This is a genomic window from Streptomyces sp. NPDC048192, from assembly GCF_043202415.1.
GTDB lineage: Bacteria > Actinomycetota > Actinomycetes > Streptomycetales > Streptomycetaceae > Streptomyces.
On the sequence record NZ_JBIDAL010000010.1, the window covers coordinates 33,954 to 60,282 of the forward strand.

General features: G+C 70.7%; 22 protein-coding genes and 2 tRNA genes. 11 read left to right on the forward strand and 13 right to left on the reverse strand.

Annotated elements, in window-relative coordinates; translation table 11 throughout:
* Positions 1-2: 2 nt before the first annotated feature.
* From ACGFZN_RS22445 to ACGFZN_RS22475, 7 genes are all read right to left on the reverse strand, one after another.
* A complete protein-coding gene (locus tag ACGFZN_RS22445) occupies positions 3-1,388 on the reverse strand; it encodes an amino acid permease (RefSeq protein WP_393860243.1) in 1,386 nt (461 codons plus the stop codon).
* Positions 1,389-1,507: 119 nt separating this feature from the next.
* Positions 1,508-2,404, reverse strand: a complete 897-nt coding sequence (locus tag ACGFZN_RS22450; protein ID WP_393860244.1) for a TauD/TfdA dioxygenase family protein — start codon at positions 2,402-2,404, stop codon at positions 1,508-1,510.
* A gap of 13 nt (positions 2,405-2,417) precedes the next feature.
* On the reverse strand, positions 2,418-3,752 hold the full coding sequence (locus ACGFZN_RS22455; RefSeq protein WP_393860245.1) for an LLM class flavin-dependent oxidoreductase: 1,335 nt from the start codon (positions 3,750-3,752) through the stop codon (positions 2,418-2,420).
* Positions 3,749-4,483, reverse strand: coding sequence for an ABC transporter ATP-binding protein (locus ACGFZN_RS22460; protein ID WP_393860246.1), 735 nt, complete (start codon positions 4,481-4,483; stop codon positions 3,749-3,751). Before ACGFZN_RS22460 ends, ACGFZN_RS22455 begins: the two co-directional genes overlap by 4 nt.
* Complete coding sequence (locus ACGFZN_RS22465; RefSeq protein WP_393860247.1) at positions 4,459-5,304, reverse strand: ABC transporter permease; 846 nt, start codon at positions 5,302-5,304, stop codon at positions 4,459-4,461. Before ACGFZN_RS22465 ends, ACGFZN_RS22460 begins: the two co-directional genes overlap by 25 nt.
* Positions 5,301-6,341, reverse strand: a complete 1,041-nt coding sequence (locus tag ACGFZN_RS22470; RefSeq protein WP_393860248.1) for an ABC transporter substrate-binding protein — start codon at positions 6,339-6,341, stop codon at positions 5,301-5,303. The genes ACGFZN_RS22465 and ACGFZN_RS22470 overlap by 4 nt, the downstream gene beginning before the upstream one ends.
* Before the next feature lie 206 nt (positions 6,342-6,547).
* On the reverse strand, positions 6,548-7,747 hold the full coding sequence (locus ACGFZN_RS22475) for an ROK family protein (RefSeq protein ID WP_393860249.1): 1,200 nt from the start codon (positions 7,745-7,747) through the stop codon (positions 6,548-6,550).
* A 534-nt stretch (positions 7,748-8,281) separates the two neighbouring features.
* Here ACGFZN_RS22475 and ACGFZN_RS22480 point away from each other — a divergent pair.
* Positions 8,282-8,863: a biotin transporter BioY gene (locus ACGFZN_RS22480; protein ID WP_393860250.1), complete on the forward strand. Its 582-nt coding sequence runs from the start codon at positions 8,282-8,284 to the stop codon at positions 8,861-8,863.
* Between the two features lie 106 nt (positions 8,864-8,969).
* Here the strand turns inward: ACGFZN_RS22480 and ACGFZN_RS22485 are convergent, their stop codons facing one another.
* Both ACGFZN_RS22485 and ACGFZN_RS22490 read right to left on the reverse strand, forming a co-directional pair.
* Positions 8,970-9,785: an Fpg/Nei family DNA glycosylase gene (locus ACGFZN_RS22485; RefSeq protein ID WP_393860251.1), complete on the reverse strand. Its 816-nt coding sequence runs from the start codon at positions 9,783-9,785 to the stop codon at positions 8,970-8,972.
* 94 nt (positions 9,786-9,879) lie between these two features.
* Positions 9,880-10,365, reverse strand: a complete 486-nt coding sequence (locus tag ACGFZN_RS22490; protein ID WP_393860252.1) for a ribose-5-phosphate isomerase — start codon at positions 10,363-10,365, stop codon at positions 9,880-9,882.
* A gap of 251 nt (positions 10,366-10,616) precedes the next feature.
* Here ACGFZN_RS22490 and ACGFZN_RS22495 point away from each other — a divergent pair, with 251 nt between their 5' ends.
* The gene (locus ACGFZN_RS22495; RefSeq protein ID WP_393860253.1) at positions 10,617-12,044 is read left to right on the forward strand and encodes an amino acid permease; all 1,428 of its coding nucleotides are present in this window, start codon (positions 10,617-10,619) and stop codon (positions 12,042-12,044) included.
* Positions 12,045-12,171: 127 nt separating this feature from the next.
* Here ACGFZN_RS22495 and ACGFZN_RS22500 read toward each other — a convergent pair whose 3' ends face one another.
* Positions 12,172-13,416, reverse strand: a complete 1,245-nt coding sequence (locus tag ACGFZN_RS22500) for a GNAT family N-acetyltransferase (protein WP_393860254.1) — start codon at positions 13,414-13,416, stop codon at positions 12,172-12,174.
* Positions 13,417-13,590: 174 nt separating this feature from the next.
* Between ACGFZN_RS22500 and ACGFZN_RS22505 the strand changes: the two genes are divergently transcribed.
* Both ACGFZN_RS22505 and ACGFZN_RS22510 read left to right on the forward strand, forming a co-directional pair.
* Positions 13,591-14,763: a PP2C family protein-serine/threonine phosphatase gene (locus ACGFZN_RS22505; RefSeq protein ID WP_393860255.1), complete on the forward strand. Its 1,173-nt coding sequence runs from the start codon at positions 13,591-13,593 to the stop codon at positions 14,761-14,763.
* 26 nt (positions 14,764-14,789) lie between these two features.
* On the forward strand, positions 14,790-15,242 hold the full coding sequence (locus tag ACGFZN_RS22510) for an HD domain-containing protein (RefSeq protein ID WP_393860256.1): 453 nt from the start codon (positions 14,790-14,792) through the stop codon (positions 15,240-15,242).
* On the opposite strand, the gene ACGFZN_RS22515 is transcribed toward ACGFZN_RS22510, so the two are convergent.
* Positions 15,239-16,363: an acyltransferase family protein gene (locus ACGFZN_RS22515; RefSeq protein ID WP_393860257.1), complete on the reverse strand. Its 1,125-nt coding sequence runs from the start codon at positions 16,361-16,363 to the stop codon at positions 15,239-15,241. The two genes, ACGFZN_RS22510 and ACGFZN_RS22515, sit on opposite strands and share 4 nt — an antisense overlap.
* A gap of 534 nt (positions 16,364-16,897) precedes the next feature.
* On the opposite strand from ACGFZN_RS22515, the gene ACGFZN_RS22520 reads away from it, so the two are divergent.
* Positions 16,898-17,092 carry a hypothetical protein gene (locus ACGFZN_RS22520; protein WP_055703542.1) on the forward strand — a complete coding sequence of 65 codons (195 nt, stop codon included), beginning with the start codon at positions 16,898-16,900 and terminating at the stop codon, positions 17,090-17,092.
* A gap of 353 nt (positions 17,093-17,445) precedes the next feature.
* On the opposite strand, the gene ACGFZN_RS22525 is transcribed toward ACGFZN_RS22520, so the two are convergent.
* Positions 17,446-17,516 (reverse strand) — tRNA-Gly (locus tag ACGFZN_RS22525).
* A gap of 175 nt (positions 17,517-17,691) precedes the next feature.
* Here ACGFZN_RS22525 and ACGFZN_RS22530 point away from each other — a divergent pair.
* The 5 genes from ACGFZN_RS22530 to clpX all read left to right on the forward strand — a co-directional run bounded on the left by ACGFZN_RS22530 (position 17,692) and on the right by clpX (position 22,368).
* Positions 17,692-17,768: transfer RNA gene (locus ACGFZN_RS22530), tRNA-Pro, on the forward strand.
* A 178-nt stretch (positions 17,769-17,946) separates the two neighbouring features.
* Complete coding sequence (tig, locus tag ACGFZN_RS22535; protein WP_393860258.1) at positions 17,947-19,326, forward strand: trigger factor; 1,380 nt, start codon at positions 17,947-17,949, stop codon at positions 19,324-19,326.
* A 248-nt stretch (positions 19,327-19,574) separates the two neighbouring features.
* Positions 19,575-20,180: an ATP-dependent Clp protease proteolytic subunit gene (locus ACGFZN_RS22540; protein WP_393860519.1), complete on the forward strand. Its 606-nt coding sequence runs from the start codon at positions 19,575-19,577 to the stop codon at positions 20,178-20,180.
* A 67-nt stretch (positions 20,181-20,247) separates the two neighbouring features.
* Positions 20,248-20,913, forward strand: a complete 666-nt coding sequence (locus ACGFZN_RS22545) for an ATP-dependent Clp protease proteolytic subunit (protein WP_059249543.1) — start codon at positions 20,248-20,250, stop codon at positions 20,911-20,913.
* A gap of 168 nt (positions 20,914-21,081) precedes the next feature.
* On the forward strand, positions 21,082-22,368 hold the full coding sequence (gene clpX / locus ACGFZN_RS22550) for an ATP-dependent Clp protease ATP-binding subunit ClpX (protein ID WP_225100891.1): 1,287 nt from the start codon (positions 21,082-21,084) through the stop codon (positions 22,366-22,368).
* A 67-nt stretch (positions 22,369-22,435) separates the two neighbouring features.
* On the opposite strand, the gene ACGFZN_RS22555 is transcribed toward clpX, so the two are convergent.
* On the reverse strand, positions 22,436-23,407 hold the full coding sequence (locus ACGFZN_RS22555) for a hypothetical protein (protein WP_393860259.1): 972 nt from the start codon (positions 23,405-23,407) through the stop codon (positions 22,436-22,438).
* 137 nt (positions 23,408-23,544) lie between these two features.
* Here ACGFZN_RS22555 and ACGFZN_RS22560 point away from each other — a divergent pair, with 137 nt between their 5' ends.
* Entirely contained in the window at positions 23,545-26,169 is a 2,625-nt protein-coding gene (locus tag ACGFZN_RS22560; RefSeq protein ID WP_393860260.1) for a valine--tRNA ligase, read from the forward strand.
* Positions 26,170-26,329 lie beyond the last annotated feature (160 nt).

The window sequence follows — 26,329 nt, forward strand, 5'->3', positions numbered from 1 at the left end:
GCTCAGCGGCGGGCGCGGGCCCGCTGCCAGAGGTAGCCGACGATTGCCAGGACCACCGTCATGCCGCCGGTGGACAGCAGCTGGACCCGGGTGTCCGGCTCACGGGCCATCAGGACGAAGATCGTGGCCATGCCGGCCAGCGCCACCCAGGTCAGCCAGGGGAACCCCCACATGCGCACGACCAGCTTCTCGGGGGCCTCGCGCTCGATGCGGCGGCGCAGCAGCAGCTGGGAGACCGCGATGAAGATCCAGACGACCAGGATGACCGCGCCGATCATGTTCAGCAGCCAGGGGAAGACGTCGTCCGGGCGCCAGTAGCTCAGCAGCACGCAGACGAAACCGAAGAAGCAGGAGGTGAGCACCGCGATCCGGGGCACCCCGCCGGACAGCCTGACCAGCGCCTTCGGGCCCTGGCCGCGCTCGACCAGCGAGTAGGCGATGCGCGAGGAGCCGTAGATGTTGGCGTTCATCGCGGACAGCAGGGCGACCAGGACGACCACGTTCATCAGCTGGCCCGCGCCGGGGATGCCGAGATGGTCGAGCGTGGCGACGTACGGGCCCTTCGTCACCACCTCCTCGGAGTCCCACGGCACGAGGGTGACCACCACGGCCATCGAGCCGATGTAGAACAGGGCGATGCGCCACATGGCCGTGCGCACGGCCGAGGCCACGCCGCGCACCGGGTTCTCGGACTCGGCCGCCGCGATGGTGACCGTCTCCAGGCCGCCGTAGGCGAAGACGGAGGCGAGCAGGCCGACCAGCAGGCCGTGGTTGCCGTGCGGCATGAAGTCGGACAGGTTCGCGGCGCCGGGGGAGTGGGTGCCGGGCAGCACCCCGGCGATGGCCAGCACGCCGAGGACCAGGAACAGGCTGATCGCGCCCACCTTCAGCGCGGCGAACCAGAACTCGAACTCGCCGAAGTTCTTCACGGCGGCGAGGTTGGTGCCGCAGAACACCACCATGAACAGGGCCACCCACATCCACTGCGGGGTGCCCGGCAGCCAGCCCTGGACGATCTTCGCGGCGCCGATGCCCTCCAGGCCGACGGCCGTGCACAGCAGCACCCAGAAGGACCAGCCGGCGGCGAAGCCCGCCCAGGGGCCGATCGCCCGCTCGGCGTGCGCGGAGAAGGAACCGGAGGACGGGTAGGCGGCCGACATCTCGCCCAGCATCCGCATCACCAGCATCACCAGCAGGCCGGAGAGCGTGTAGGCGATCACGATGGACGGCCCGGCGGCGGCGATGCCGGCCCCCGATCCGACGAACAGACCCGCGCCGATGACCCCGCCCAGCGCGATCATCGACAGATGGCGCTGCTTGAGGCCGTGGGAGAGGGAGCCGCCGTCGTGCTGCTGCGGCGGCGTCTCGGTGGTCGTGCTGCTGGACATGGTCGCGGCTCTCCCGGCAGGGCAATGGTCGGGCAAAAACGCCGCCAGTCTGGGCGGCCCGTCCGCTCAGGCGAAGGGACCGCCCAGTATCCGGACACCCGGCATACGCAGGGTGACGGTTACGCAGCCGTGAGTACTGGCGTGTAGTGAGAGGCGTCGCCCTCGATCGCGTAGCTCTCCTTGCCCTCGATGCCGACCGGGACGTCACCGGCGACGGTGACCCGGTGCAGCCGGCGCGGCCGTCCGTCGTAGTTGTCGATGGCGTAGTGCTGGGTGATCCGGTTGTCGAAGAGCACGAGTTCGTTCTCCGACCAGCGGTGGCGCAGGATGTTCTCCGGCCGGGCGACGTACGCCTGGAGCAGGTCGAGCACCTTCCGGGACTCGCCGGCCGACAGGCCGGTGATCCGCTGCGCGAACCCGCCGATGAACAGTCCGCGTTCACCGGTCAGGGGGTGCACCCGGACCACCGGGTGGACCGTGCGGTAGGTGATCGACGTGAACTGGGCCCGCTGGGCGGCCTTTTCCTCGTCGATGTCCTCCTCCGGGACGGCGTAGTCGTAGTCGTTGGTGTGCTCGGCCCACAGGCTGTCGGCGAGGCGGCGCAGCGGCTCGGGCAGGTCGCGGTAGGCGGCGGCCGCGTTCGCGATCAGGGTCTCGCCGCCGTACGGCGGGACGGTGATCGAGCGCAGGGTGCTGGCCTGCGGCGGGTTCAGGACGAAGGTGACGTCGGTGTGCCAGTGGTTGGCGCGGCCCCGCTCGCTGTCGACGGGCAGCACGTTCGGGGCGCCGTCGACCGCGCCGACCGTCGGGTGGGCGGTGGTCAGGTCGCCGAAGTGCCGGGCGAAGGCCTGCTGGCCGGCGTCGTCCAGCCCGGCGGCGTCGAACACGAGCGCCTTGTGGACGTTCAGGGCCTCACGGATCTCTGCGACCTGCTCCGGGGCGAGCGGCCGGGTGATGTCGACACCGTGGACGCGGGCGCCGATGCGTGCGGTGAGCTTGGTGGTCTCGATGGACATGGGCGGGTCCTCTCTAGGCGAAGGCGGGGTTCAGGTACTGGTTGGCGGGCCGGGGCAGGCCGTAGCGCTCCCGGAGGGTCCGGCGCGGGCCGTAGGCGTCGCGGAACAGTCCGCGGGCGCGCAGCAGCGGTACGACGTGGTCGACGAACGCGTCCAGGCCGGAGGGCAGCACGGCGGGCATGATGTTGAAGCCGTCGGCGGCGCCCTGTCCGAACCAGGTCTCGATCTGGTCGGCGACCTGCTCCGGCGTCCCGGCGAAGGTGAGGTGACCGCGTCCGCCGCCGAGCCGCCCGATCAGCTGCCGGACGGTGAGCTTCTCGCGCCGGGCCAGTTCGACCACGAGCGTGTAGCGGGACTTGGCCCCTTCGACGGCGGACTCGGGCGGCAGGCCGGCCGGCAGCCGGGCGTCCAAGTCGAGCGACCCGGAAGGCAGTTGCAGCAAGCTCTCCAGCCGGGCCACTGCGTGGTCGGTCACGATGTGGTCCTCCAGCAGCTGCTCCGCCGCCCGTGCCTCCGCCTCCGTCGAGCCGAGGACGGGCACGATCCCGGGCAGCACCTTGATGTGCTCGGGGTTGCGTCCCGCCTGTGCGGTACGGGCCTTGAGGTCGGCGTAGAAGGCCTGGGCGCCGGCGAGGGTCTGCTGCGCGGTGAAGACCGCCTCCGCGTACCGGGCGGCGAACGCCTTGCCGTCCTCGCTCGACCCCGCCTGCACCAGCAGGGGATAACCCTGCGGCGTGCGGGGCACGTTGAGGGCGCCCGCGACGCTGAAGTACCTGCCCCGGTGCCGGGGTGGATGGATCCTGCTGTCGTCGCCCCAGACACCGGCCGCCTTGTCGGCGACGACCGCGTCGTCCTCCCAGCTGTCCCACAGCTTCAGGGCCACGTCGAGGAACTCGGCCGCGCGTGCGTACCGCTCGGCGTGCGCGGGCTCGGCGTCCAGTCCGAAGTTCCGGGCGGCCTCGGCGCCGGCGGTGGTGACGATGTTCCAGCCGGCCCGGCCGCCGCTGATGATGTCCAGCGACGCGAACTTGCGGGCCAGGTTGTAGGGCGAGTTGTAGGACGTGGACGCGGTGGCGATCAGGCCGATGTGCTCGGTGGCCGTCGCCAGCGCGGTCAGCAGGGTGAGCGGCTCCAGCGCGCCGGCCGGCCGCTGGGCGAGGCTGCCCCACAGCTGGGGGCCGTCGGCGAGGAAGAGCGAGTCGAAGGCGCCGCGCTCGGCGGTCCGGGCGAGCCGGACGTAGTGCTTCAGGTCGACGTGCGCGTGCGGGTCGCTCTCGGGGAGCCGCCATGAGGCCTCGTGATGGCCGGTGTCCATGAGGAACGCGTTCAGATGGAGTCTTCTTGTCACTGGTGATCCTCCGTGACGCCCAGCGCGGCCAGCAGCCGCTCGCGGTACTCGCCCAGCACCGGCTCGCGGTAGGAGCGCGGATGGGGATGGTCGATGGCCAGGTCGAGGCCGATCCGGCCCCGGTCCAGGACGAGCACCCGGTCGGCGAGCACGATGGCCTCGTCCACGTCGTGGGTGACCAGCAGGACGGACGGCCGGTGGCGCTGCCACAGGTCGCGCAGCAGGTGGTGCATCCTGATCCGGGTCAGCGCGTCCAGCGCGCCGAACGGCTCGTCCGCCAGCAGGAGTTCGGGCTCGCGGACCAGGGAGCGGGCCAGCGCGGCCCGCTGGGCCTCGCCGCCGGACAGCTCGCCGGGCCAGGCCCGCTCGCGGCCCTTCAGGCCGACCTCCGCGAGGGCGGCCCGGCCCCGGTCCCCGGCGTCCCTGCCGTCCGCGCCCAGCAGGACGTTGTCCAGCACCCGCCGCCAGGGCAGCAGCCGGGAGTCCTGGAAGACGACCGACACCCGCTCGGGCGCGCCGATCTCCCCGTCGCCCGCGACGCCGTGGTCGAGACCGGCGATGGCCCGCAGCAAGGTGCTCTTGCCGGAGCCGCTGTGTCCGAGCAGGGCCGTGAACTGGCCCGCGGGCAGCTCCAGATCGATGCCGTCGAGGACCGTACGGCCGTCGAACGACCGGGTCAGGCCCTGGATGCGTACGGCCGTCCGGGTCAGCTGCTCAGTGTGCGGCGCCACGACAGCACCCTCCGTTCGATCAGACGGACCACGCTGTCGGAGACCAGGCCGAAGACGCCGTAGATCAGCAGGCCGACCAGGATGACGTCGGTCTGGCCGTAGTTCTGCGCCTGGAACATCATGTAGCCGAGGCCGTTGGTGGCGTTGATCTGCTCCAGCACCACCAGGCCCAGCCAGGAACCGGTCACCCCGAGCCGGAGCCCGACGAAGAATCCGGGCAGCGCGCCCGGGATCACCACCTGGCGGACGAAGGCGAACCGGGACAGGCCCTGCACCTCGGCGAGTTCGACGTACCGGTCGTCGATGCCGGACAGCGCGGCATGCGTGTTCAGATAGACCGGGATGTAGACGACGATCGCGATGATGGCGACCTTGAAGGTCTCCCCGATGCCCAGCCAGAGGATGAACAGCGGGATGAGTCCGAGGGTCGGGATCGCCCGGTTGAGCTGCACGGTCCCGTCGATCAGCGCCTCCCCGGTCCGGCTGAGCCCGGAGGCCAGCGCGAGCAGCACGCCCGCGGCCAGTCCGATCGCGAAGCCGTATCCGGCCCGCTCCAGGGAGGTCAGGATGTCGGTGGGCAGGGTGCCGCCGGTCCACAGCCGGCCCGCGGTCCGCAGCACCGTCCAGGGCGCCGGGACGGCACCCGTGTCGAGCGCTCCGGCGGCCGACGCGGCGGCCCACAGGACGAGCAGAAGGAGCGGGCCGGTCAGCCGGGCGGCGGGCAGCCGGCGGCCGGGGGACAGGCGGCGGCGCCTGCGCACCCGGCCGGGCTCGGCGGCGGCCCGCGCCGGTGCGGCGGTCGTCGTGGTCACGGCGGTCATTTCCGGTACTCCTCCGGTACGGCCCTGGCGGCGATCGGCTCGAAGCGGTGATCGAACAGCGAGGAGACGTCGAACTTCTTCACGAACCCGCCCTCGGCGAGCAGATCCGCCGTCCCCTGCTCCCACCTGATCGCCTCGTCCCAGCTCGGCGGGAACAGGGGCTTGTTGGCGAGCTTGGAGATGCCCTGCGCCTGCTGCGGCGTCAGGTTCTGGGTCTTGACGTAGAACTCCTCGTTCCAGACGTCCGGGTGCTCGTACTGCCACACCTGGCCCTGGGCCCACCGCGGGATGTAGGCGGCGATCGCGGCGGCCTTCGCGGGGTCGTTCAGCACGGACTGCGGGGCCCACAGCAGATTGAGCAGGTCGACGACGTCGGTGGGAATGGTGCGGGCGCCCTTCGCCTCGTACTGCTTCAGATAGGCGGGCGCCTGGCTGTTGGCGAGCGGGGCCACGTCGACCTGCCCGGACTGCAGCGCGGTGAGGAACTGGTTGCTGGTCAGCGGCACCAGCGTCACCTCGTCGTACTTCAGGCCCGCCTGCTTCAGCGCCCGCAGCAGTACGACCCCCTGGGCCTGGCCCTGCGAGAAGGCGAGCCGCCTGCCCTTGAAGTCGCCGACCGCGCGGATGCCGCTGCCGGGCTTGGTGGCGAAGAGGTAGTTCGGCCTGCGGGTGAGGCCGATCGCCACGATCTTGGCGGCGTAGCCCTGGTAGTGCGCCTGGATCGGCGGGATGCCGGCGTTGTCGGCCACGTCCAGGGACCCCGCGCGAAAGGCGTTGATGACGTCGGGACCGGCCCCGATGTTCACCCAGCTCGACACCTTGAACGGCAGCGCGGGCAGTTTCGCCAGCCGGAACTGCAGCTGCTCGACGTTCTGGTACGAGGCGATCCGCAGGCTGGTGCCGGCCGGGACCTTGTCGGCGAGCGGCCTGGTGGCGGCGCCCTTGGTGTCGGCCGAGGCGTCCCCCTTGGCGCAGCCGCCGAGGCCCACGGCGGCGGACGCGCCCAGCAAAGAGGCAAGGAACACACGACGGTGCATGGCAGAACTCCCCGAGGTAAAGGAGGGGAAAGGCAGGAAGAATTCCGGATCGAGAAACCGGAGACAAAAACAGGAAGAGAGCCTGAAACACGCGCTTCACGCGCGGCAACGCGTCAGCAACAAAGAGTGCGACAGCTTGTAAGGAGGCTCATGACCAGGATGTTCCCGCCTTGAACTGATCCCTGTCAACATTCCGAGTTTCTGAATTAAATACCCTCAGGTGACACGCTCAGCGGATCCCGGAACACCACGTCGAGCGCGACCGATCCACCGGCCACCGCCAGCAAGCAATCCGGGAAACTCGTCGGCACGACGGCCGCCGCACGCCGGGTGCCCACCGCCTCCCGCAGCGCGCTCAGGCAGTCCTCGAAGTGGACGACCCCCACCTCGGTCACCACCACGGTCTCCGGATTGAGCACATCGAGCAGCAGCCCCGCCGCCCGCCCGGTCGCCCGGGACCGCTCCACCAGCAGCCGCCGGGCCACCGCGTCCCCGGCCGCCGCCGCGGCCACGATCCGCATCGGATCGGCCGCGCCGGTCACCCCCGCCGCGCCGGCCCGCCGGCACAACGTCCTTTCGCTCAGCTCCACTTGGAGGCAGCCGGTGCGGCCGCACGGGCACGGCTCGGTGCCGCCCGGCACCGGCAGGTGCGCGATCGCCCCGGCCGCCGAGCGCGGCCCGTGGTGCACCTCGTCATGGGTGGCGAAGGCCGCGTCGACCACGTTGCCCACGAACAGGTGCAGCACGCTCCCGCCGCTCCCGGCCCGGCCGAACAGCCGCTCCCCGTTCACCAACGCCCGCGCGTGGCCGTCCACATGGACCGGCAGGCCGGTGCGGGCGCCGAGCAGCTCCCGCACCGGCACCTCACGCCAGCCCAGCAGCTCGTGCTCGACCACGGTGCCCGTCTCCCGGTCCACCCAGCCGCCGACCGCCACCCCGACGCCCAGCGGCCGCCGGCCCGGCACGCCGGCGAGCAGTCCCGCAAGGCCCTCGGCCGCGCGCGCCAGCACCCAGCCGGGATCGGTCCGCTCGTGCCCCAGCTCGCGCCGGGCCACCACCCGGCCCCGCAGATCCAGCAGCGCCACCGTCGTGTACGGCACGGCCACATGCACCCCGGCGACCAGGAACCGTCCGTCGTCCAGGTCGACGGGGACGTGCGGCCGGCCCACCCCGCCCGAGCGGCGGGGCACGGCGGACTCCCGGATCAGGCCGAGACCGGCGAGCCGGGCGCAGTGCTCGGTCACCGACGCGGGCGACAGCCCGGTCAGCCGGGCGATGGTGCTGCGCGCCACCGGCCCGTGCTCCAGCACGGTCCGCAGCACGACACGGGCGCTGGTGCGCCGCCGGTCGCTGTCGGCGGCACGCGGAACGGGCGGGGCCGAAGGGGACACCGCGGTACGGGGCATGGGGAGACCGTCCTCGGGAACGGGGCCGACACGACTCGGAGCTGGACGAGCAGAGGCGCGCCGGGTGGTCCGCCCCTACCCCGGGCGGCGACAGGTGGCCGTGCCCTGGCGTCGCAGGTCGACATAGCGACGCGAGGTGAGATACCGGGCCTGGGCAACCATGCGGGAGAAGCTAGCAAAACGCCCCGGCGCTGCCCAGACGGCGCCCGACGGGCGAGACAGGCCGGCAAGGGCTGGGTCGGCCCGGCAGGGCTTGGGGTCGGCCCGGCAGGGCGGTGGACGGTTCGCCGCGCGTCGGGCGGCCCCGACAGCCTTTTGGCGGGACCATACAGACGGCTCGTCAGCCGATGAGGTAGCGCGGCCCACGCCACCTCCGTGACCGGTGTCACGCCGGACCCGGTGTAACCGCCACCCTTTGTCCGGAGCCCACCAAGCCCCGGTGCACGCCTTTGTCGACCGGTGACGGTGATCGGCGCGCGGGGCGCGGTATAGCGTCACGGTGTTCCCATCTGCCCACACACCCGCGGAGTCCCCATGAGCACCGCCACCGCCACCGCTCGCCCCGGCGCAGTCCTCGCCGACCTGCTCCCCGCGTCCCGCGTCCGCGACGCGGCCCTCGTCGTCGGCGGCGCCGTGCTCACCGGCCTCGCGGCCCAGGTGGCCGTCCCCGTGCCCGGCTCCCCGGTGCCGGTGACCGGCCAGACCTTCGCCGCGCTGCTCGTCGGCACCGCGCTCGGCGCCCGCCGCGGCTTCCTCTCCCTCGCCCTGTACGCGCTCGCCGGCGTCGCGGGCGTCCCGTGGTTCGCGGACGGCGCCTCCGGTGCCGGCATGGTCTCCTTCGGCTATGTCGTCGGCATGCTGCTCGCCTCGGCCGCCGTCGGCGCCCTGGCCCGGCGCGGCGCGGACCGCTCGCCGCTGCGCATGGCCGGCACGATGGTCCTCGGCGAGGCGATCATCTACGCCGTCGGCGTGCCCTACCTGGCCCTCGCCGCGCACGTCTCCCTCACCCAGGCCGTCGCCCTCGGCCTCACCCCGTTCCTGCTCGGCGACGCCCTGAAGGCCGCGCTGGCGATGGGCGCGCTGCCCGCCGCCTGGAAGTTCGCGAACAAGCGCTAGACGCGCCGCGGTTCGCGCGCAAGAGGCCCGCCGGGTTTTCGAGGTCTCCTCGGCCCCGGCGGGCCTCTTGCACGTCCCGGCGCCGTACGCGCCGGCGGTTCTTCCCTCAGACTCCGGGCTTCTGGCAGGTGGGGCACCAGAAGAGGTTGCGGGCGGCGAGGCCGGCGGTGCGGATCTCGTCGCCGCAGACGTGGCACGGCAGGCCGGCGCGGCGGTACACGTACACCTCGCCGCCGTGGTCGTCCACGCGGGGCGGCCGGCCCATGGCCTCCGGGGTGTGCTCGGGCCGGACGGTGTCGATCCGGTTGTTCCGCACCCCCTCGTGCATCAGCTCCACGAGGTCCGCCCACAGGGCGTCCCACTCGGCCGGGGTGATGTCCCTGCCCGCGCGGTAGGGGTCGATGCCGTGCCGGAACAGGACCTCGGCGCGGTAGACGTTGCCGACACCGGCGACGATCTTCTGGTCCATCAGCAGCGCGGCGATCGTGGTCCGGCTGCGGGAGATCCTGCGGTACGCCGCGGCCGGGTCGGCGTCGTCGCGCAGCGGGTCGGGGCCGAGCCGGTCGTGGACGGCCCGCTTCTCGGCGCCGGTGACCAGCGCGCAGGTCGTGGGTCCGCGCAGGTCCACGTACGCGGTGTCGTTCGCGAGCCGGAGACGGACGGTGTCGGCCGGCGGCGGCGCGGGGGCGTCACCGAAGGCGACCTTGCCGAAGAGGCCGAGGTGGATGTGGACCCAGTCGGCGTCCCGGAAGCGGAGGAAGAGGTGCTTGCCGTGGGCCTCGGTGGCCGTCAGCGGGGCCGAGTCCACCAGGGCGGCGGCGTCGGAAAACTTGCCCTGCGGGCTGGTGACGCGCGGTGCGGTGCCGAGGAACCGCTCGGCGTAGTCCCGGGCCAGCCGGTGAATGGTGTGCCCTTCCGGCACGGCGGGGTGTCCTTTCCTGCGATGGCGCCCGCGCACCCGCCCGCCTGCTCCCCGAGCGGAGCAGGCGGGGCCACGGGGCAGAGCCCTGCGGCGGTCAGCCCTGCGGGTGGTGCGCCGGGATCGGCGGCAGGTCACCCGTCGTCTCGTACGCCGACAGCATGTCGATCCGCCGCACGTGACGCTCGTCACCGGAGAACGGCGTGTTGAGGAAGACCTCGACGAACTTCGTCGCCTCCTCCGTGCTGTGCATACGCGCACCCACGGCGACCACGTTGGCGTTGTTGTGCTGCCGGCCCAGCGCCGCGGTCTCCTCGCTCCAGGCCAGCGCCGCCCGCACGCCCTTCACCTTGTTCGCGGCGATCTGCTCCCCGTTGCCGGAGCCGCCGATCACGATGCCGAGGGCGTCGGCGTCCGCCGCCGTGCGCTCCGCGGCACGCAGGCAGAAGGGCGGGTAGTCGTCCTGGGCGTCGTAGATGTGCGGACCGCAGTCGACGGGCTCGTGACCCGCCGCCTTGAGCCACTCGACGAGGTGGTTCTTCAGTTCGTAGCCAGCATGGTCGGAGCCGAGATACACGCGCATGCCATGAGTGTGACACGCGCACCACCGGGCAGCAGCCCCGGGTGGCGGCACCCGCCGACGCGGCCCGCCGGCCCTCCGTCGACGGACCCCTTGGCCAGGAGAAATGTGAGTAAGGCCATAGAACCTCAAGGGAACCTCAAATAACAATACGGATTCAGAGGTTCCCGAATCCATTCACCTCGGATTCACTGGACCGACTCGTACACCGCTAGTGCGAGATGCTCACCCCTGGCGTAAAGGAATTCCGTCCAATGACCCCTGGTTCGGGCCTTCAAGCAGGACTCAAGAACCGCCACCTGACGATGATCGCGATCGGTGGCGTCATCGGGGCCGGCCTCTTCGTCGGCTCCAGCACCGGTATCGCCACCGCTGGACCGGGCATTCTCCTGTCCTACGCCCTCGTCGGCACCCTCGTCGTCCTCGTGATGCGGATGCTGGGCGAGATGTCGGCCGCCAACCCCACCTCCGGCTCCTTCTCCGAGCACGCCGACCGTGCGCTCGGCCGCTGGGCCGGGTTCTCCATCGGCTGGCTCTACTGGTTCTTCTGGGTCGTCGTGCTGGCCGTCGAGGCCACCGCCGGCGCCAAGATCCTCTCGGGCTGGGTCCCGGCCGTGCCGCAGTGGGGCTGGGCGCTCATCGTGATGACCGTGCTGACCGCGACCAACCTGGTCTCCGTCGGCTCCTACGGCGAGTTCGAGTTCTGGTTCGCCGGCATCAAGGTCGTGGCGATCGGCGCGTTCATCGCCATCGGTGTGCTGGCCGTCTTCGGCGTGCTTCCGGGGGTGCACGCGGACAAGGCGTCCTTCGGCAACCTGACGCACCACGGCGGCTTCCTGCCGCACGGTCCCGGCTCCATCCTCACCGGTGTGCTGCTGGTCGTCTTCTCCTTCATGGGCAGCGAGATCGCGACCCTGGCGGCCGGCGAGTCCGAGGACCCGCAGCGCGCGGTCACCAAGGCCACCAACAGCATCATCTGGCGGATCGGCGTCTTCTACCTGGGCTCGATCCTCATCGTGGTCTCGCTGCTGCCGTGGAACGACCCGTCCCTCGAGAAGCAGGGCTCCTACGTCGCCGCGCTGAACTCGCTCGGCATCCCGAACGCCGGCCAGATCATGAACGTCGTCATCCTGACGGCGGTGCTGTCCTGCCTCAACTCCGGCCTCTACACCGCCTCCCGCATGGCCTTCTCGCTCGGCCAGCGCGGTGACGCGCCGAAGTCGTTCGCCCGCACCACCGCGCGCGGCGTGCCGATGGCGGCGATCCTGTCCTCGGTCGTGTTCGGCTTCGTGGCGGTCTTCTTCAACTACGAGTTCCCCGACACGATCTTCCTCTTCCTGCTCAACTCCAGCGGCGCCGTGGCCCTGTTCGTCTGGCTGGCGATCTGCTTCTCGCAGCTGCGGATGCGCCGGATCATCCAGCGCGAGGCGCCGGAGAAGCTCGTCGTGAAGATGTGGCTCTACCCGTACCTGACCTGGGTGACGGCCGCCTTCATCATCGGCGTCCTCGGCTACATGCTGACCGACACCAAGGGGGAGAGCAGCGGCCGTACGACCGTGCTGCTGTCGGTGGGCGTCGCGGTGGTCGTGGTGCTGATCGCCCTGGTGAAGGAGAGCATCGCGGCCAAGCGCCGCACCGCCTCGGCCGTCGAGGCCCCGGCCGACAAGGTCTCCGTCGGCTGACCGGCCCTTCCCTCCCTGCCTTGCGGCCACAGCACGGTGAAGCATCCCTTCACCGTGCTGCCGGCCGTCGGGAACGTCGTCGGGAACGCCGTCGGGATCGTCGCCGTCCGGAACAAGGAGCGGCGGGCTAGAACCCGTGCGGCAGCCAGGGCGCCACCGGAGAGCCGAAGGCCACGGACGCCTCCGTCAGGGATCCCGGCCGCAGCTCCCGCACCCGGCCGGCCGCCGCCAGCGACAGCAGCGTCACCCCGCCGAGGTACGCGGCCGCCAACTCCCGTACGGACAGGGAGAGGTCGGCAGCGTCGGCGGTGCGCTCGCACGACGCGCCCTTGGTGTCGCCCGTCAGCCGCCAGCGCCCCGCGTTCCACGGGCAGAAGGCGTCCTCCACCTCCAGCACCACGTCCACCGGCGTCTGATAGGTGCGCGCGGACAGTGCCGCACCGACCTCGACGAGCCGGACGTACGCGTCGTCCCGCAGGCGCGGCCGGCAGCGGCGCGGGTCCGAGACCAGGTACCGCCAGGCGTCGTCGACCGGCCGCGACGGCACCGACAGCGTCGTCATCAGGTCGAGGCCGAACAGGAACCGCCACAGCGCCGCCTCCGTCACCGGATCGAGCGCGGCCAGGTCCTTGAGCTTCACCGTGCCGTCGTGCCCGCTCTCGCCCCAGCCCAGCTTGGTGCTGTACCGCACGTACCCGGTGATCTCACCGTCCCGCTCGGCGACCGCGCACCGCAGCGCCGACGCCCCCTCCCGCGCGCTCTCGGCGTCGAGGAGAACCGTCCGCTCCCAGCCGGGCAACCGGGCCAGCATCCCCGGCCGCCGCGGCACCAGCGCCGCGTACACCGCCTCGCAGGCCGGCAGGACCTCGGCGGGCGAGGCGTACCGCAGGCGTACGTCGTCCACGCCGGGCGGCAGGGACAGCGTGACCCGGCCCGTGTCGATCTCGGCGCTCGTACGGAAGGTCGCCGCGCCGTACCCGAAGCGGCCGTAGATCGCCGGCTCGGACGCGGTCAGCACCGCCAGCGGCTCGCGGCCCAGCGCCCGTACGTCGTCCAGCTGCCGGCGCATCATCGCGGTCAGCACCCCGCGCCGCCGGTGCGTGCCCGCCACGCTCACCATGGTCACCCCGGCCGCCGGGACCGCCGCCCCGCCCGGCACGGTCATCCGGAAGCTGAACGCGCCCGACGTGCCGACGATCTCGTCCCCGTCCCAGGCGGCCACGGAGCGGTCGAACTCGGTGAGCGACCGGTCCAGCTCGCGCTCCTCGGCCGGCGCCGGCGGGGCACCGAAGGCGCGGTACAGCACGTCGTACCACCGGTCCCAGTCGGACTCGCGCAGCACCCTCAACTCGGTTACCCGGTCAGACCCCATGGGCCATGCCTATCAGCGGGCCGCGGGCCGGGCCAGCGAATTTCCCGCACGCGGCGGCGCGAGCGGGCCCGGGTGCCGTTCACTGTGAGACGCACCGCGAAGCCCGCCCCGCACGGGGGACAAGTGGGACCTCCCGTGCCAGGCAGCCGGTCCGATGGATAGGGTCGCGAACTAATGGCAGCAGGACGAGAGCGGCGATCGAAGGCCGATACGCTGACGGCCCGGTGGAAGATGCAGTGGCACCGGGCCCGCACCGGCCTGCGCAGAAGCGCCGTCGACTACTTCCGCGGCGACGGCTCCGACTGGATCGCGTTCGCCGGACTGCTGCTCACCATCCCCGTCCTCATGGCCATGACGCTGGTCGATTCGGTGTGGTGCTCCCCGGCCACCCTGGTGCTGCCGATCGTCGCCGGCGGGCTGCTGCTGCGCCCGGCGAGCCTGCTCGGCCTGTACGCGGCCGGCGCCACCGCGCTGATCGTGGAGTCGGTACGCCTCGGCCCCTACACCGAGGGACCCTCCCGGGTCACCCCCGGTGTGGTGCTGGTGGTGGCCGCCTGCGGTTTCTTCGGGCTGCTCACGGCCCAGTTCCGCAGCCGGGTCGGGGTGCCCTGGCGGCGCGGCGGCACCATGCTGTTCGACCTGCGCGAGCGGATCCGGGTGCAGAGCAAGCTGCCGAAGCTGCCGCAGGGCTGGCACCACGAGATGGCGCTGCGGCCGGCCGGCGGGCAGTCCTTCTCCGGTGACTTCGTCGTCGCGGCCCGGACGAACGGCGGCCGCACCCTGGAAGTCGTCCTCACCGACGTGTCCGGCAAGGGCATGGACGCCGGATCGCGCGCCCTGCTGCTGTCGGGCGCCTTCGGCGGGCTGCTGGGCTCCCTGCCCCCGCACGCCTTCCTCCCGGCCGCCAACGGCTACCTCCTCCGCCAGGACTGGGAGGAGGGCTTCGCCACCTCCATCCATCTCGTCCTGGACCTCGACTCCGGGGACTACGAGCTGTACTCCGCGGGCCATCCGCCGGGGCTGCAGCTCAGCGCGGGCAGCGGACGCTGGGAGGAGAAGGCCGCCGAGGGGCCGCTGCTCGGCGTGTACGACGGCGCCCAGTTCGACCCCGTGAAGGGCTCGCTGCGCCCCGGGGACGTGCTGATGCTGTTCACGGACGGTCTGGTGGAGACCTCCGACCGGGACATCGTCGAGGGCATCGACCGCCTCACCGGCGAGGCCGACCGCTATGTCGCGGGCGGCTTCCACGGCGCCGCCTGGCACCTCATCGAGGCCGTCGCGAAGGACGTCAACGACGACCGGGCCCTGCTGCTGATCTGCCGCCAGGCGACGGCGGCGCCCCGCTGAGCGGCGCTCCGGGCCACACTGGGGCGATGACCACCCTCACGCTCGCCCAGGTCGAGGCCGTCGCCCGCGCGGCCCACGAGGGCCAGACCGACAAGGCGGGACGGCCGTACGCCGAGCATCTCGCCGCCGTCGCTGCCGGGGTGCGCGCCCGGGGCGGCGACGTGGAGCAGATCGCCGCGGCCTGGCTGCACGACGCCGTCGAGGACGACGCGCTCAGCCGCCGGTGGCTGGAACAGGCGGCGCTGACCGCGCGGACGAAGGCCATCGTGGACGCCCTCACCAAACGGCCGGGGGAGGAGCCGGAGGCGTACGCCCGGCGCATCCTCGCCACGGACGGCGCGCGGCTGGTGAAGGAGGCCGACCTCGCGCACAACGCCGACCCGCGGCGGCTCGCCGTCCTGGACGAGCCGACCCGGACACGGCTGACCGAGAAGTACGCCCGGATGCGCGCCCTTCTCGGTCTGCCGGAGCCAGCCTAGGCGCCGACCTTCTCCCGCTCGCGTTCCTTCTGCCCGCGCCGGCGGGCGAGTTCGGCCGGGTCCTGCTTGAACGCCCACTCCATCCGCGGCTCCATCGCGAACCGGAAGACCCGCTGGACGGGCCTGGTGCACAGCAGGGTGACGGCGGCCCCCGCGAGGAGGGTCACCAGGATCTCGCCCAGCGGGCGGTGCAGCCAGGCGTGGTCGAACAGGCCGCGGTAGTCGGCGAACTTCACCAGGAAGCCGTGCAGCAGATAGCCGTACAGGGTGCCCGCGCCCAGGGCCGTGAACCAGGTCCTGCGGCTCGGCACCCAGGAGTAGAAGCAGGCCGTCAGCAGCAGCGAGCAGCCCATCAGCGCGAGCGTCATCACCGGGCCGCACCACCAGGGCGCGCCCAGCTCCTGCGCCGCGTCACGGTGGTAGAACCACGCGGTGTTCATGCGCGGCACCGCCCACCAGCCGACCACCAGCGCGGCGGCGAACACCGGCACCGCGGCGATCCGCACCGAGCGGCGGCGTACCCGCTGGAAGTGCTCGGGCTTCATGCACAGGCCGAGCACGAAATACGGCAGGAACTGCAGGACGCGCTGCAGGTCCAGGTCGTCGCCGATGTTCGGGGTGACGGACGCCAGCATGGCGATGCCGAGGGCCACCGCGAACGGCGAGCGCACCAGCTTCCAGATCGGCGTCGTCAGCCGCCAGACGAACAGGGCGACCAGGAACCAGGTCAGGTACCAGGGGTCGAGGAGGCTGATCTCCTCGTGCGAGCCCGTGATGAGGTTCTTGAACGTCGGGTACGCCGTCTCGAACAGGACGTACGGCACCACGACACCGGTGATCAGCCGCTTCAGCCGGTCCGGGCGCATGTCGAAACTGCGCGAGAAGTAGCCCGAGATGATGATGAACGCCGGCATGTGGAAGCAGTACACGACGGTGTAGAGCGCCTCCAGGATCCGGCTGTCGCCCTTGAGCGGCTCCCAGGAGTGACCCATCGCGACGAGCACGATCGCCAGGTACTTGGCGTTGTCGAAGAACGCGTCGCGCTGTTTGCCGCCCGGCTGCCGACTGCCGGGTTTTTCACCGGGTCTGTCCGCGTTCGCCGGACCCTCCTGCGCACTCATCGGGGTACGCGGACCGGGCACTCCGGCCGCCGGCGACTGCGCCGGGGGGAGCGGCCTGCGGTTCTGGCCGGGAGACGAGGCGGCGTCAAACATCTCAGGCACCCTAGCGTTGTCCATGGGATTTCGTAAAACCCCGGCAGTCATTCCTGGTTATCCCGTTCGGGTACCCGCTGATTTACAGAACTTGCCTGCCCTGTCCACGTGATGACAGGAACACGGGAGCCGCAGGATCACCCTCGATGTCCCGATTCATCCGCACTAAATGGGGCATACGGCGTCTCTGTGCCATCAATTCGAATTACCTGCGCACAGGATGTGTGGAGACAGCAACGAAGTCGCGTAATTCCCGCGCCGGTCACGCACCGGCGGCCCGGCCGAATTCCCGTGCGGCGCATCGCCCGCAGCGGTCGGGTGTCCGACGTTGCGTCACGGTCCGCATGGGCGGGCCGGGTTGGTGGCACGATGGTTCTGGCGGGGGTGCGCGGGCCGTACCTCCGGGCCGGGAGAGCGGACCGACCGAGGGTGTGATCAGTTGTGGCCATTTCACTGTCTGTGGTGCTGCTGTTGGCGATCATCCTTGTAGTGCTCCTGAGAGGGGGCAACATCAAGGCGGGCCCCGCGATCGTCGCGGTCCTCTTCGGCTTCTTCCTCGCGTCGACCGGCATGGCCCCGTCCATCGACCGCTTCCTGAACTCGATAGCGGACTCGATCAGCTCGATCAAGTTCTGACGGCGCGCCGCCGGGGGGGTGCGCCGACGGGGCGGCGTACGGCCTCCGGGCCGACCGGGGCGTAGGGCGTGGGGGTCGACCGGGTCGGGTGTACGGCGTGGGGGTGGACCGGGCGGGTGCACGGGCGTCCGGGCCGGCGGCGGGTGCGGAGCGGGCGCCGGCGCCGCGGGCAAATGTGATGGCGTGCGCACAGCGCGCGACGGTTCGGCGGTGTACGCCGCCCAACCGGCCGGCCCCGGTCCCGCCGCCCGCCCCGTCACCCTCCCGGGTCCCGTCCCGCACGCGGCCCCCGGAACGGCTGAAGGCCCGGGGAGAGGGAAAACCAACCTCTCACCCGGGCCTTCGGCGCCAAGAGCGGGCGACGGGAATCGAACCCGCGTAGCTAGTTTGGAAGACTAGGGCTCTACCATTGAGCTACGCCCGCGACAGTGCGCCGCAGGTCGGTGACCGCGGCACTGGAAGGCATCGTAGCGGGTCGGCCGCCGCGGAGGCCAACGAGTTGATCCGGTAAGCCGCCGCGGGGCCGCCCGGCGGGCGCGGCCTCGCGGAATGCGGCCGACGCCGTGGCCCGGTGCATGTACCCTACGTGTCGCACCAGACGGGGTGTGGCGCAGCTTGGTAGCGCGTCCGCTTTGGGAGCGGAAGGCCGTGGGTTCAAATCCCGCCACCCCGACCACCGGCCCGACGGCACCCGATGATCGCCTTTTGGGGCGCTGACCGGCTGCGGTTACTATGCAAGCTGCGCGCCCGTGTGTCCGGCCCTCACGGCCTATGAACTCCTCCGGGCGGCGAAATCCGCCGGACCTGTCTGGCTCCGGCAGAACCCAAGCAGTCAGCCACAAGGAGACCGAACCGTGAAGAGCGCCGTGGAGACCCTGAACCCGACCCGGGTTCGGCTCACTGTCGAGGTGCCCTTCGAGGAGCTCAAGGACAGCCTCGACGCGGCGTACAAGAAGATCAACCAGCAGGTCACGGTGAAGGGCTTCCGCAAGGGCAAGATCCCCGCCCGGGTCATCGACCAGCGGTTCGGTCGGGGCGCCGTGCTCGAGGAGGCCGTCAACGACGCGCTTCCGAAGTTCTACACCGAGGCGGTCAACGAGGCGGAGCTGAGCCCGCTCGGCCAGCCCGAGGTCGACATCACCGAGCTGAAGGACGGCGAGACGCTGAACTTCACCGCCGAGGTCGACGTCCGTCCGGCCCTGGAGATCCCGGACTACTCCGGCATCGAGGTCGAGGTCGACGCCGTCGAGGTGACCGACGAGGACGTCGAGAAGTCCGTGGAGCAGCTGCGTGAGCGCTTCGCGTCGACCACTCCCGTCGAGCGCGCCGCCGAGGACGGCGACGTCGTCACCATCGACCTGCAGGCCAAGATCGACGGCGAGGTCCTCGAGGACGGCATCGCCAACGGCGTGTCCTACACCATCGGCTCCGGCGAGCTCCTCGACGGCATCGACGACGCGGTCAAGGGCCTGTCCGCCGGTGAGGAGGCCACCTTCACCTCCGAGCTGAAGGGCGGCTCCGCCGCGGGCAAGGAGGCCGAGGTCACCGTCAAGGTCACCCAGGTCGCCAAGCGCGAACTGCCCGAGCTGGACGACGACTTCGCGCAGCTCGCCTCCGAGTTCGACACCCTCGAGGAGCTGAAGGCCGACAGCCGCAAGCGCCTCGCGAACATGAAGCAGTTCGACCAGGCCACCCAGGCCCAGGAGCGCGTCCTGGAGAAGCTGCTCGAGCTGGTCGAGGTCCCGGTCCCCGAGAAGCTGCTCGAGGACGAGATCAACACCCGCAAGCACAACCTGGAGCACCACCAGCTGGGGCAGATGGGTCTCACCCTCGACAAGTACCTGGAGATCCAGGGCAAGACCGCCGAGGAGTTCGACGCCGAGACCCGCGAGGCGGCGGTCAAGGGCATCAAGACCCAGTTCGTCCTGGACGAGCTGGTCAAGAAGGAGCAGCTCAACGTCAACCAGGAGGAGCTCACCGAGCACCTCATGCGGCGCGCCGCCTCCTCCGGCATGTCCCCCGACCAGTTCGCCCAGGCCGTCGTCGAGGGCGGCCAGGTGCCGCTCCTGGTCGGCGAGGTCGCCCGCGGCAAGGCCCTGGCCGTCGTGGTCGAGGCCGCCACGGTGAAGGACACCAACGGCGAGATCGTCGACCTGGACGACGAGGAGGACGAGGAGACGCCGGCCGAGGCCGCCGAGGCGTCGGAGACCTCCGAGGAGAACGCCGAGGGCTGAGCAGCCCTACGGCGCCGTCAAGGCACGTACAACGGGCCCTGGGGACTGTCCCCGGGGCCCGTTCGTCGTACGCGGACCCCGCAGACCGCACCCGGCACTCGGCGGAGCCCCACGCGCTACGCCCCCGGCGAACACCCGCATTCCCGGGATTCCCCGAAGGGACCATCGCGTTAGGGTCCATGAAAGGCAGAACAATGAGACGGCCCGGCGCCGTCGCAAGACGAGCAGGTGGATACGTGACGAATCTGATGCCCTCCGCCGCCGGCGAGCCTTCCATCGGTGGTGGCCTCGGCGACCAGGTCTACAACCGGCTGCTCAACGAGCGGATCATCTTCCTCGGCCAGCAGGTTGACGACGACATCGCCAACAAGATCACGGCCCAGATGCTCCTCCTGGCCGCCGACCCGAACAAGGACATCTACCTGTACATCAACAGCCCCGGCGGTTCGGTGACGGCCGGCATGGCGATCTACGACACCATGCAGTACATCCCGAACGACGTGGTGACGATCGCCATGGGCATGGCAGCCTCGATGGGCCAGTTCCTGCTCACCGGCGGCACCGCGGGCAAGCGCTTCGCCCTCCCGCACGCGGACATCATGATGCACCAGGGCTCCGCCGGCCTCGGCGGCACGGTCTCGGACATCAAGATCCAGGCCGAGTACCTGATGCGCACCAAGAAGCGCATGTCGGAGCTGACCGCGCTCCACTCCGGCCAGACCGTCGAGACGATCATCCGCGACGGCGACCGCGACCGCTGGTTCACCCCGGAGGAGGCCAAGGAGTACGGTCTCATTGACGAGATCATCACGCACGCCTCGGGTGTTCCGGGAGGCGGCGGCACCGGTGCCTGACCGGCCCGGCCACGCCACGCACCGCGACGACACCAGCCCCCCGAACGCCACCAGGACGGTGAACCCCATGAGCAACTTCCCCGGCGCCGCCAGCGGCATGTACGAAGGGCCCCGCCCCGACAGCCGCTATGTCATCCCGCGCTTCGTCGAGCGCACCTCCCAGGGCATCCGCGAGTACGACCCGTACGCGAAGCTCTTCGAGGAGCGCGTGATCTTCCTGGGCGTCCAGATCGACGACGCCTCCGCCAACGACGTCATGGCGCAGCTGCTGTGCCTGGAGTCGATGGACCCCGACCGGGACATCTCGATCTACATCAACAGCCCCGGCGGCGACATGACCGCCCTCACGGCGATCTACGACACGATGCAGTTCGTGAAGCCCGACATCCAGACGGTCTGCATGGGCCAGGCGGCCTCCGCCGCGGCCATCCTGCTCGCCGCCGGTACGCCCGGCAAGCGCATGGCGCTGCCGAACTCCCGTGTGCTGATCCACCAGCCGGCGGGCTCCACCGGCCGCGGCCAGCTCTCCGACCTGGAGATCATCGCCAACGAGTTCACCCGGATGCGTGAGCAGCTGGAGAACATGCTGGCCAAGCACTCGAACCGGCCGATCGAGCAGGTCCGTGAGGACATCGAGCGGGACAAGATCCTCACGGCCGAGGAGGCGCTGGAGTACGGCCTCGTCGACCAGATCATCTCCACCCGCAAGCTGAACAACGCCGCGGTCCGCTGACGCGGCAGGCATACCACGGGCCCCCTTGGCAGGGCCCACCTCACAGTGAACCCTGCCAAGGGGGGCCCGAACACGGGGCCCGGCAAGGTACCGTCGACATAAGGCAGCACCAGGAGCCGCTGGACTCGAAAGTGTCCGGGCGTCTCCCAGGCGAAGGGGAAGCACACCGTGGCACGCATCGGTGACGGCGGCGATCTGCTCAAGTGCTCGTTCTGCGGCAAGAGCCAGAAGCAGGTCAAGAAGCTCATCGCAGGGCCCGGTGTGTACATCTGCGACGAGTGCATCGATCTCTGCAACGAGATCATCGAGGAGGAACTCGCCGAGACGAGCGAGGTGCGCTGGGAGGAACTCCCCAAGCCCCGCGAGATCTACGAGTTCCTCGAGGGCTACGTGGTCGGCCAGGAAGCGGCGAAGAAGGCCCTCTCGGTCGCGGTGTACAACCACTACAAGCGGGTCCAGGCGGGCGAGAACGGCGGCGCGAGCGGCCGTGACGACGCCATCGAGCTGGCGAAGTCCAACATCCTCCTGCTGGGCCCCACGGGCTCCGGCAAGACCCTCCTCGCGCAGACCCTGGCCCGCATGCTGAACGTCCCCTTCGCGATCGCCGACGCGACGGCGCTGACGGAGGCGGGCTATGTCGGCGAGGACGTCGAGAACATCCTGCTGAAGCTGATCCAGGCGGCGGACTACGACGTCAAGAAGGCCGAGACCGGGATCATCTACATCGACGAGATCGACAAGGTCGCGCGGAAGAGCGAGAACCCGTCGATCACCCGCGACGTCTCGGGCGAGGGCGTGCAGCAGGCCCTCCTCAAGATCCTCGAGGGCACCACGGCCTCGGTCCCGCCCCAGGGCGGCCGCAAGCACCCGCACCAGGAGTTCATCCAGATCGACACGACGAACGTCCTGTTCATCGTGGGCGGCGCCTTCGCGGGCCTGGAGAAGATCATCGAGGCCCGGGCCGGCGCGAAGGGCATCGGCTTCGGCGCGACCATCCTGTCCAAGCGCGAGCTGGAGTCCAAGGACGTCTTCGAGGACGTCATGCCGGAGGACCTGGTCAAGTTCGGCATGATCCCCGAGTTCATCGGCCGTCTGCCCGTGATCACCTCGGTCCACAACCTCGACCGCGAGGCCCTCCTCAAGATCCTCGTGGAGCCCCGCAACGCCCTGGTCAAGCAGTACCAGCGCCTCTTCGAACTCGACGGCGTGGAGCTGGACTTCGAGCGCGAGGCCCTGGAGGCCATCGCCGACCAGGCCATCCTCCGCCAGACCGGCGCCCGGGGCCTGCGCGCCATCATGGAGGAAGTCCTCCAGGGCGTCATGTACGAGGTCCCGTCCCGCAAGGACGTGGCCCGCGTCGTCATCACCGCCGACGTCGTCCTCTCCAACGTCAACCCGACCCTGATCCCCCGCGACGCCCGCGGCCGGGGCTCGGGGGAGCAGAAGTCGGCGTAACCTCCGCAGAAGCACCGAAGGGGCCCCGGTCGACCGACCGGGGCCCCTTCGCGTAAGACCTACAGCGTCAGGCCTTCACCCGCACGTCGTTGCGGAGCTTGGCGGCCAGCTGGGCGGCGTCCTCCATCGAGGTGCTCTTCCCCGCAGCCATTCCCGCCATGTCGAACGAGATGACGTACGCGACAGTGCTGTGGTCGGCCCATGCACAGACCGGCATGGTGATCGTCTTGCCCGACTCGCTGCTCTCGATGGACTGGCACTTCATGACGCCGTTCGAGAAGCCGGAAGGCGACATCTTCTGCGGGCTGCCGACAAGCTTGCCCTTGGAGGAAGAAGTGTCCTTCTGCGACTCCTCCTTCATCATCGTGAACATGCCGTCGACGACCTTCTCCGGGTCGTTGACCGTGCCGTACACCCCGGAGAAGCTGAGGTTCTTCGCGGTGAAGCCCGAGCCGGAGGTGTAGCCGGCGCTCACGTCCTTCGGGTTCTCGACGCCGAGCGCCTCCGTCTTCTTCAGGTCGTCCTGGCTCATGCCCTGGTCGGAGGAGTCGTCTTCCGACTTCTTGTACGTCCCGTTGATCACCGTCGCCTGAGCGACCAGCTTGTGCGGGCCGTCGTCGGCCACGCTTCCGCTGCCGCCGCTGCCCCCGCCGATCACGAAGTACGCGCCCACCGCCACGGCCGCCACGACGGCCACCGCGGCGATGATCAGGCCCGTCTTCTTCTTGCCGCCCGCCGGAGCCGGCGCCTGCGGCATGCCGTAGGGCTGCTGCTGGCCGTAGGGGTTCGGCTGCTGCGGCACACCCTGCTGCGGGTAGCCGCCCTGCTGCGGGTAGCCGTACCCCGGCTGCGGCGGCGCGGCCGGAGGCGCCTGCTGCGGGTAGCCGTAGCCGGGCTGCGGGGCCTGCGGCTGCTGGCCGTACGGGCCCGGCTGGCCGTAGGGCCCCGGCTGGCCGTACGGACCGGGCTGCCCCTGCTGGCCGTAGGGACCCGGCTGCTGGGGCTGCCCGCCGTACGGGCCCGGCTGGTTGTTGCTCATTTCTGGGTTCCCCCTTGGATGCTTATGTGTTCCTGACATCCTGGCCCAGGCCCGGGAAACGCACGGCACCGGGGGCCGCACCGTTACAGAACAAACGCGTTTCGGGACCGGCCCGTGACACCTCTAAACTGACCCCCGTGACCGAGAACGCTCAGCAGCAGCCACCCGCGCCCGCCACCGAACTGCCGACCCAGTACGCGCCGGCCGATGTAGAGGGGCCGCTGTACGAGCGCTGGGTAGAGCGGGGTTACTTCGAGGCGGACGAGAAGAGCGACAAGCCGCCGTACACGATCGTCATCCCGCCGCCGAACGTCACGGGCAGCCTGCACCTCGGGCACGCCTTCGAGCACACCCTCATCGACGCCCTGACCCGCCGCAAGCGCATGCAGGGCCACGAGACGCTGTGGCAGCCCGGCATGGACCACGCCGGCATCGCGACGCAGAACGTCGTCGAGCGGGAGCTGGGCAAGGAGGGCAAGTCCCGGCACGACCTCGGCCGGGAGGCGTTCGTCGAGCGCGTCTGGCAGTGGAAGGCCGAGTCCGGCGGGCAGATCAGCGGGCAGATGCGCCGCCTCGGCGACGGCGTCGCCTGGTCGCGTGAGCGCTTCACCATGGACGAGGGCCTCTCCCAGGCCGTCCAGACCATCTTCAAGCGCCTCTACGACGACGAGCTGATCTACCGCGCCGAGCGCATCATCAACTGGTGCCCGCGCTGTCTGACGGCCATCTCGGACATCGAGGTGGAGTACCAGGACGACGACGGCGAGCTCGTCTCCATGAAGTACGGCGACGGGGACGACGCCATCGTCGTCGCCACCACCCGCGCCGAGACGATGCTCGGCGACACCGCCGTCGCCGTCCACCCCGACGACGAGCGCTACAAGCACCTGGTCGGCAAGCTCATCAGGCTCCCGCTGACCGACCGCTCCATCCCGGTCGTCGCCGACACCCACGTCGACCCGGAGTTCGGCACCGGCGCCGTCAAGGTCACCCCGGCCCACGACCCGAACGACTTCGAGATCGGCCAGCGGCACGATCTGCCGTCCATCACCGTGATGGACGAGCACGCCGTCATCACCGTCCACGGCCCGTTCCAGGGCATGGACCGCCTGGAGGCCCGCTCGGCGATCGTCGCCGCGCTGCGCGCCGAGGGCCGGATCGTCGCCGAGAAGCGGCCGTACGTCCACTCCGTCGGCCACTGCTCGCGCTGCAAGACCACCATCGAGCCGCGTCTGTCGATGCAGTGGTGGGTCAAGGTCGGCCCGCTGGCCAAGGCCGCCGGCGACGCCGTCCGCGACGGCCGCGTCAAGATCCACCCGCAGGAGATGGAGAAGCGGTACTTCGACTGGGTCGACAACCTCCACGACTGGTGCATCTCGCGGCAGTTGTGGTGGGGTCACCGCATCCCCGTCTGGTACGGCCCGAACGGCGAGGTCGTCTGCGTCGGCCCCGACGAGGAACCCCCCACCGGCGAGGGCTGGCACCAGGACACCGACGTCCTGGACACCTGGTTCTCCTCGGGCCTGTGGCCGTTCTCCACCCTCGGCTGGCCCGAACAGACCGAGTCGCTCGCGAAGTTCTACCCGAACTCCGTCCTGGTCACCGGCTACGACATCCTCTTCTTCTGGGTCGCCCGGATGATGATGTTCGGCCTGTACGCGATGGACGGCACCCCGCCGTTCCACACCATCGCGCTGCACGGCATGGTCCGCGACCAGTTCGGCAAGAAGATGTCGAAGTCCTTCGGCAACGCGGTCAACCCGCTGGACTGGATGGACAAGTACGGCTCCGACGCGCTCCGCTTCACCCTCGCGCGCGGCGCCAACCCCGGCGTCGACGTCCCGATCGGCGAGGACTGGGTCCAGGGCTCCCGCAACTTCGCCAACAAGATCTGGAACGCCACCCGCTTCGCGCTGATGAACGGCGCCACGGTGGAGGGCGAGCTGCCGGACGCGTCGAGGATGTCGGCGACGGACCGCTGGATCCTCTCCCGCCTGAACTCCGTCGTCGCCGAAGTCGACGCCTACTACGACGACTTCCAGTTCGCCAAGCTGTCGGACGCCCTGTTCCACTTCGCGTGGGACGAGGTCTTCGACTGGTACGTCGAGCTGTCCAAGACCGTCTTCCAGGCGGGCGGCGAGCCGGCCGAGGTCTCCAAGCGGGTCCTGGGCGAGGTCCTGGACGTCACCCTGAAGCTGCTGCACCCGGTGGTCCCGTTCGTCACGGAGACCCTGTGGACGACGCTGACGGGCGGCGAGTCCCTCGTCATCGCCGAGTGGCCGGGCGACAGCGGCTTCCGGGACCGGGCCGCCGAGCAGGAGATCGAGACCCTCCAGTCGGTCATCACCGAGGTCCGCCGCTTCCGCGCCGACCAGGGCCTGCAGCCCGGCCAGCGCGTCCCGGCCCGCCTGACGCTCGACGGCACGGCCCTCGCCCCGCACGAGGCCGCCATCCGCCAGCTGCTGCGCCTCCAGCCGGAGGGCGAGGACTTCACGGCCACGGCCACCCTGCCGGTCGCCGGCGCCGAGGTCGCGCTCGACCTGTCCGGCACGATCGACGTGGCCGCCGAGCGCAAGCGCCTCGCGAAGGACCTCGCGGCGGCGGAGAAGGAGAAGGCCCAGGCCACGGCCAAGCTCGGCAACGAGGCCTTCCTCGCGAAGGCGCCGGACCACGTGGTGGACAAGATCCGCACCCGCCTTTCCAAGGCGGAGGAGGACATCACCCGCATCACCGCCCAGCTGGAGAAGCTCCCGCAGGCGTAGCGTTCGTGCGGCGATGAAGGCCCCGGAGCCGTTCAGGCACCGGGGGCCTTCGCGTATCCGGGGACGGCACTGCCGCGCCCCGAAGGCGCGCGGGGAACTGCGCGAGGAGCGACCGGCGACCCGCACTCGCACGACACGCTCGGCCACCCCCTCCAGTAGG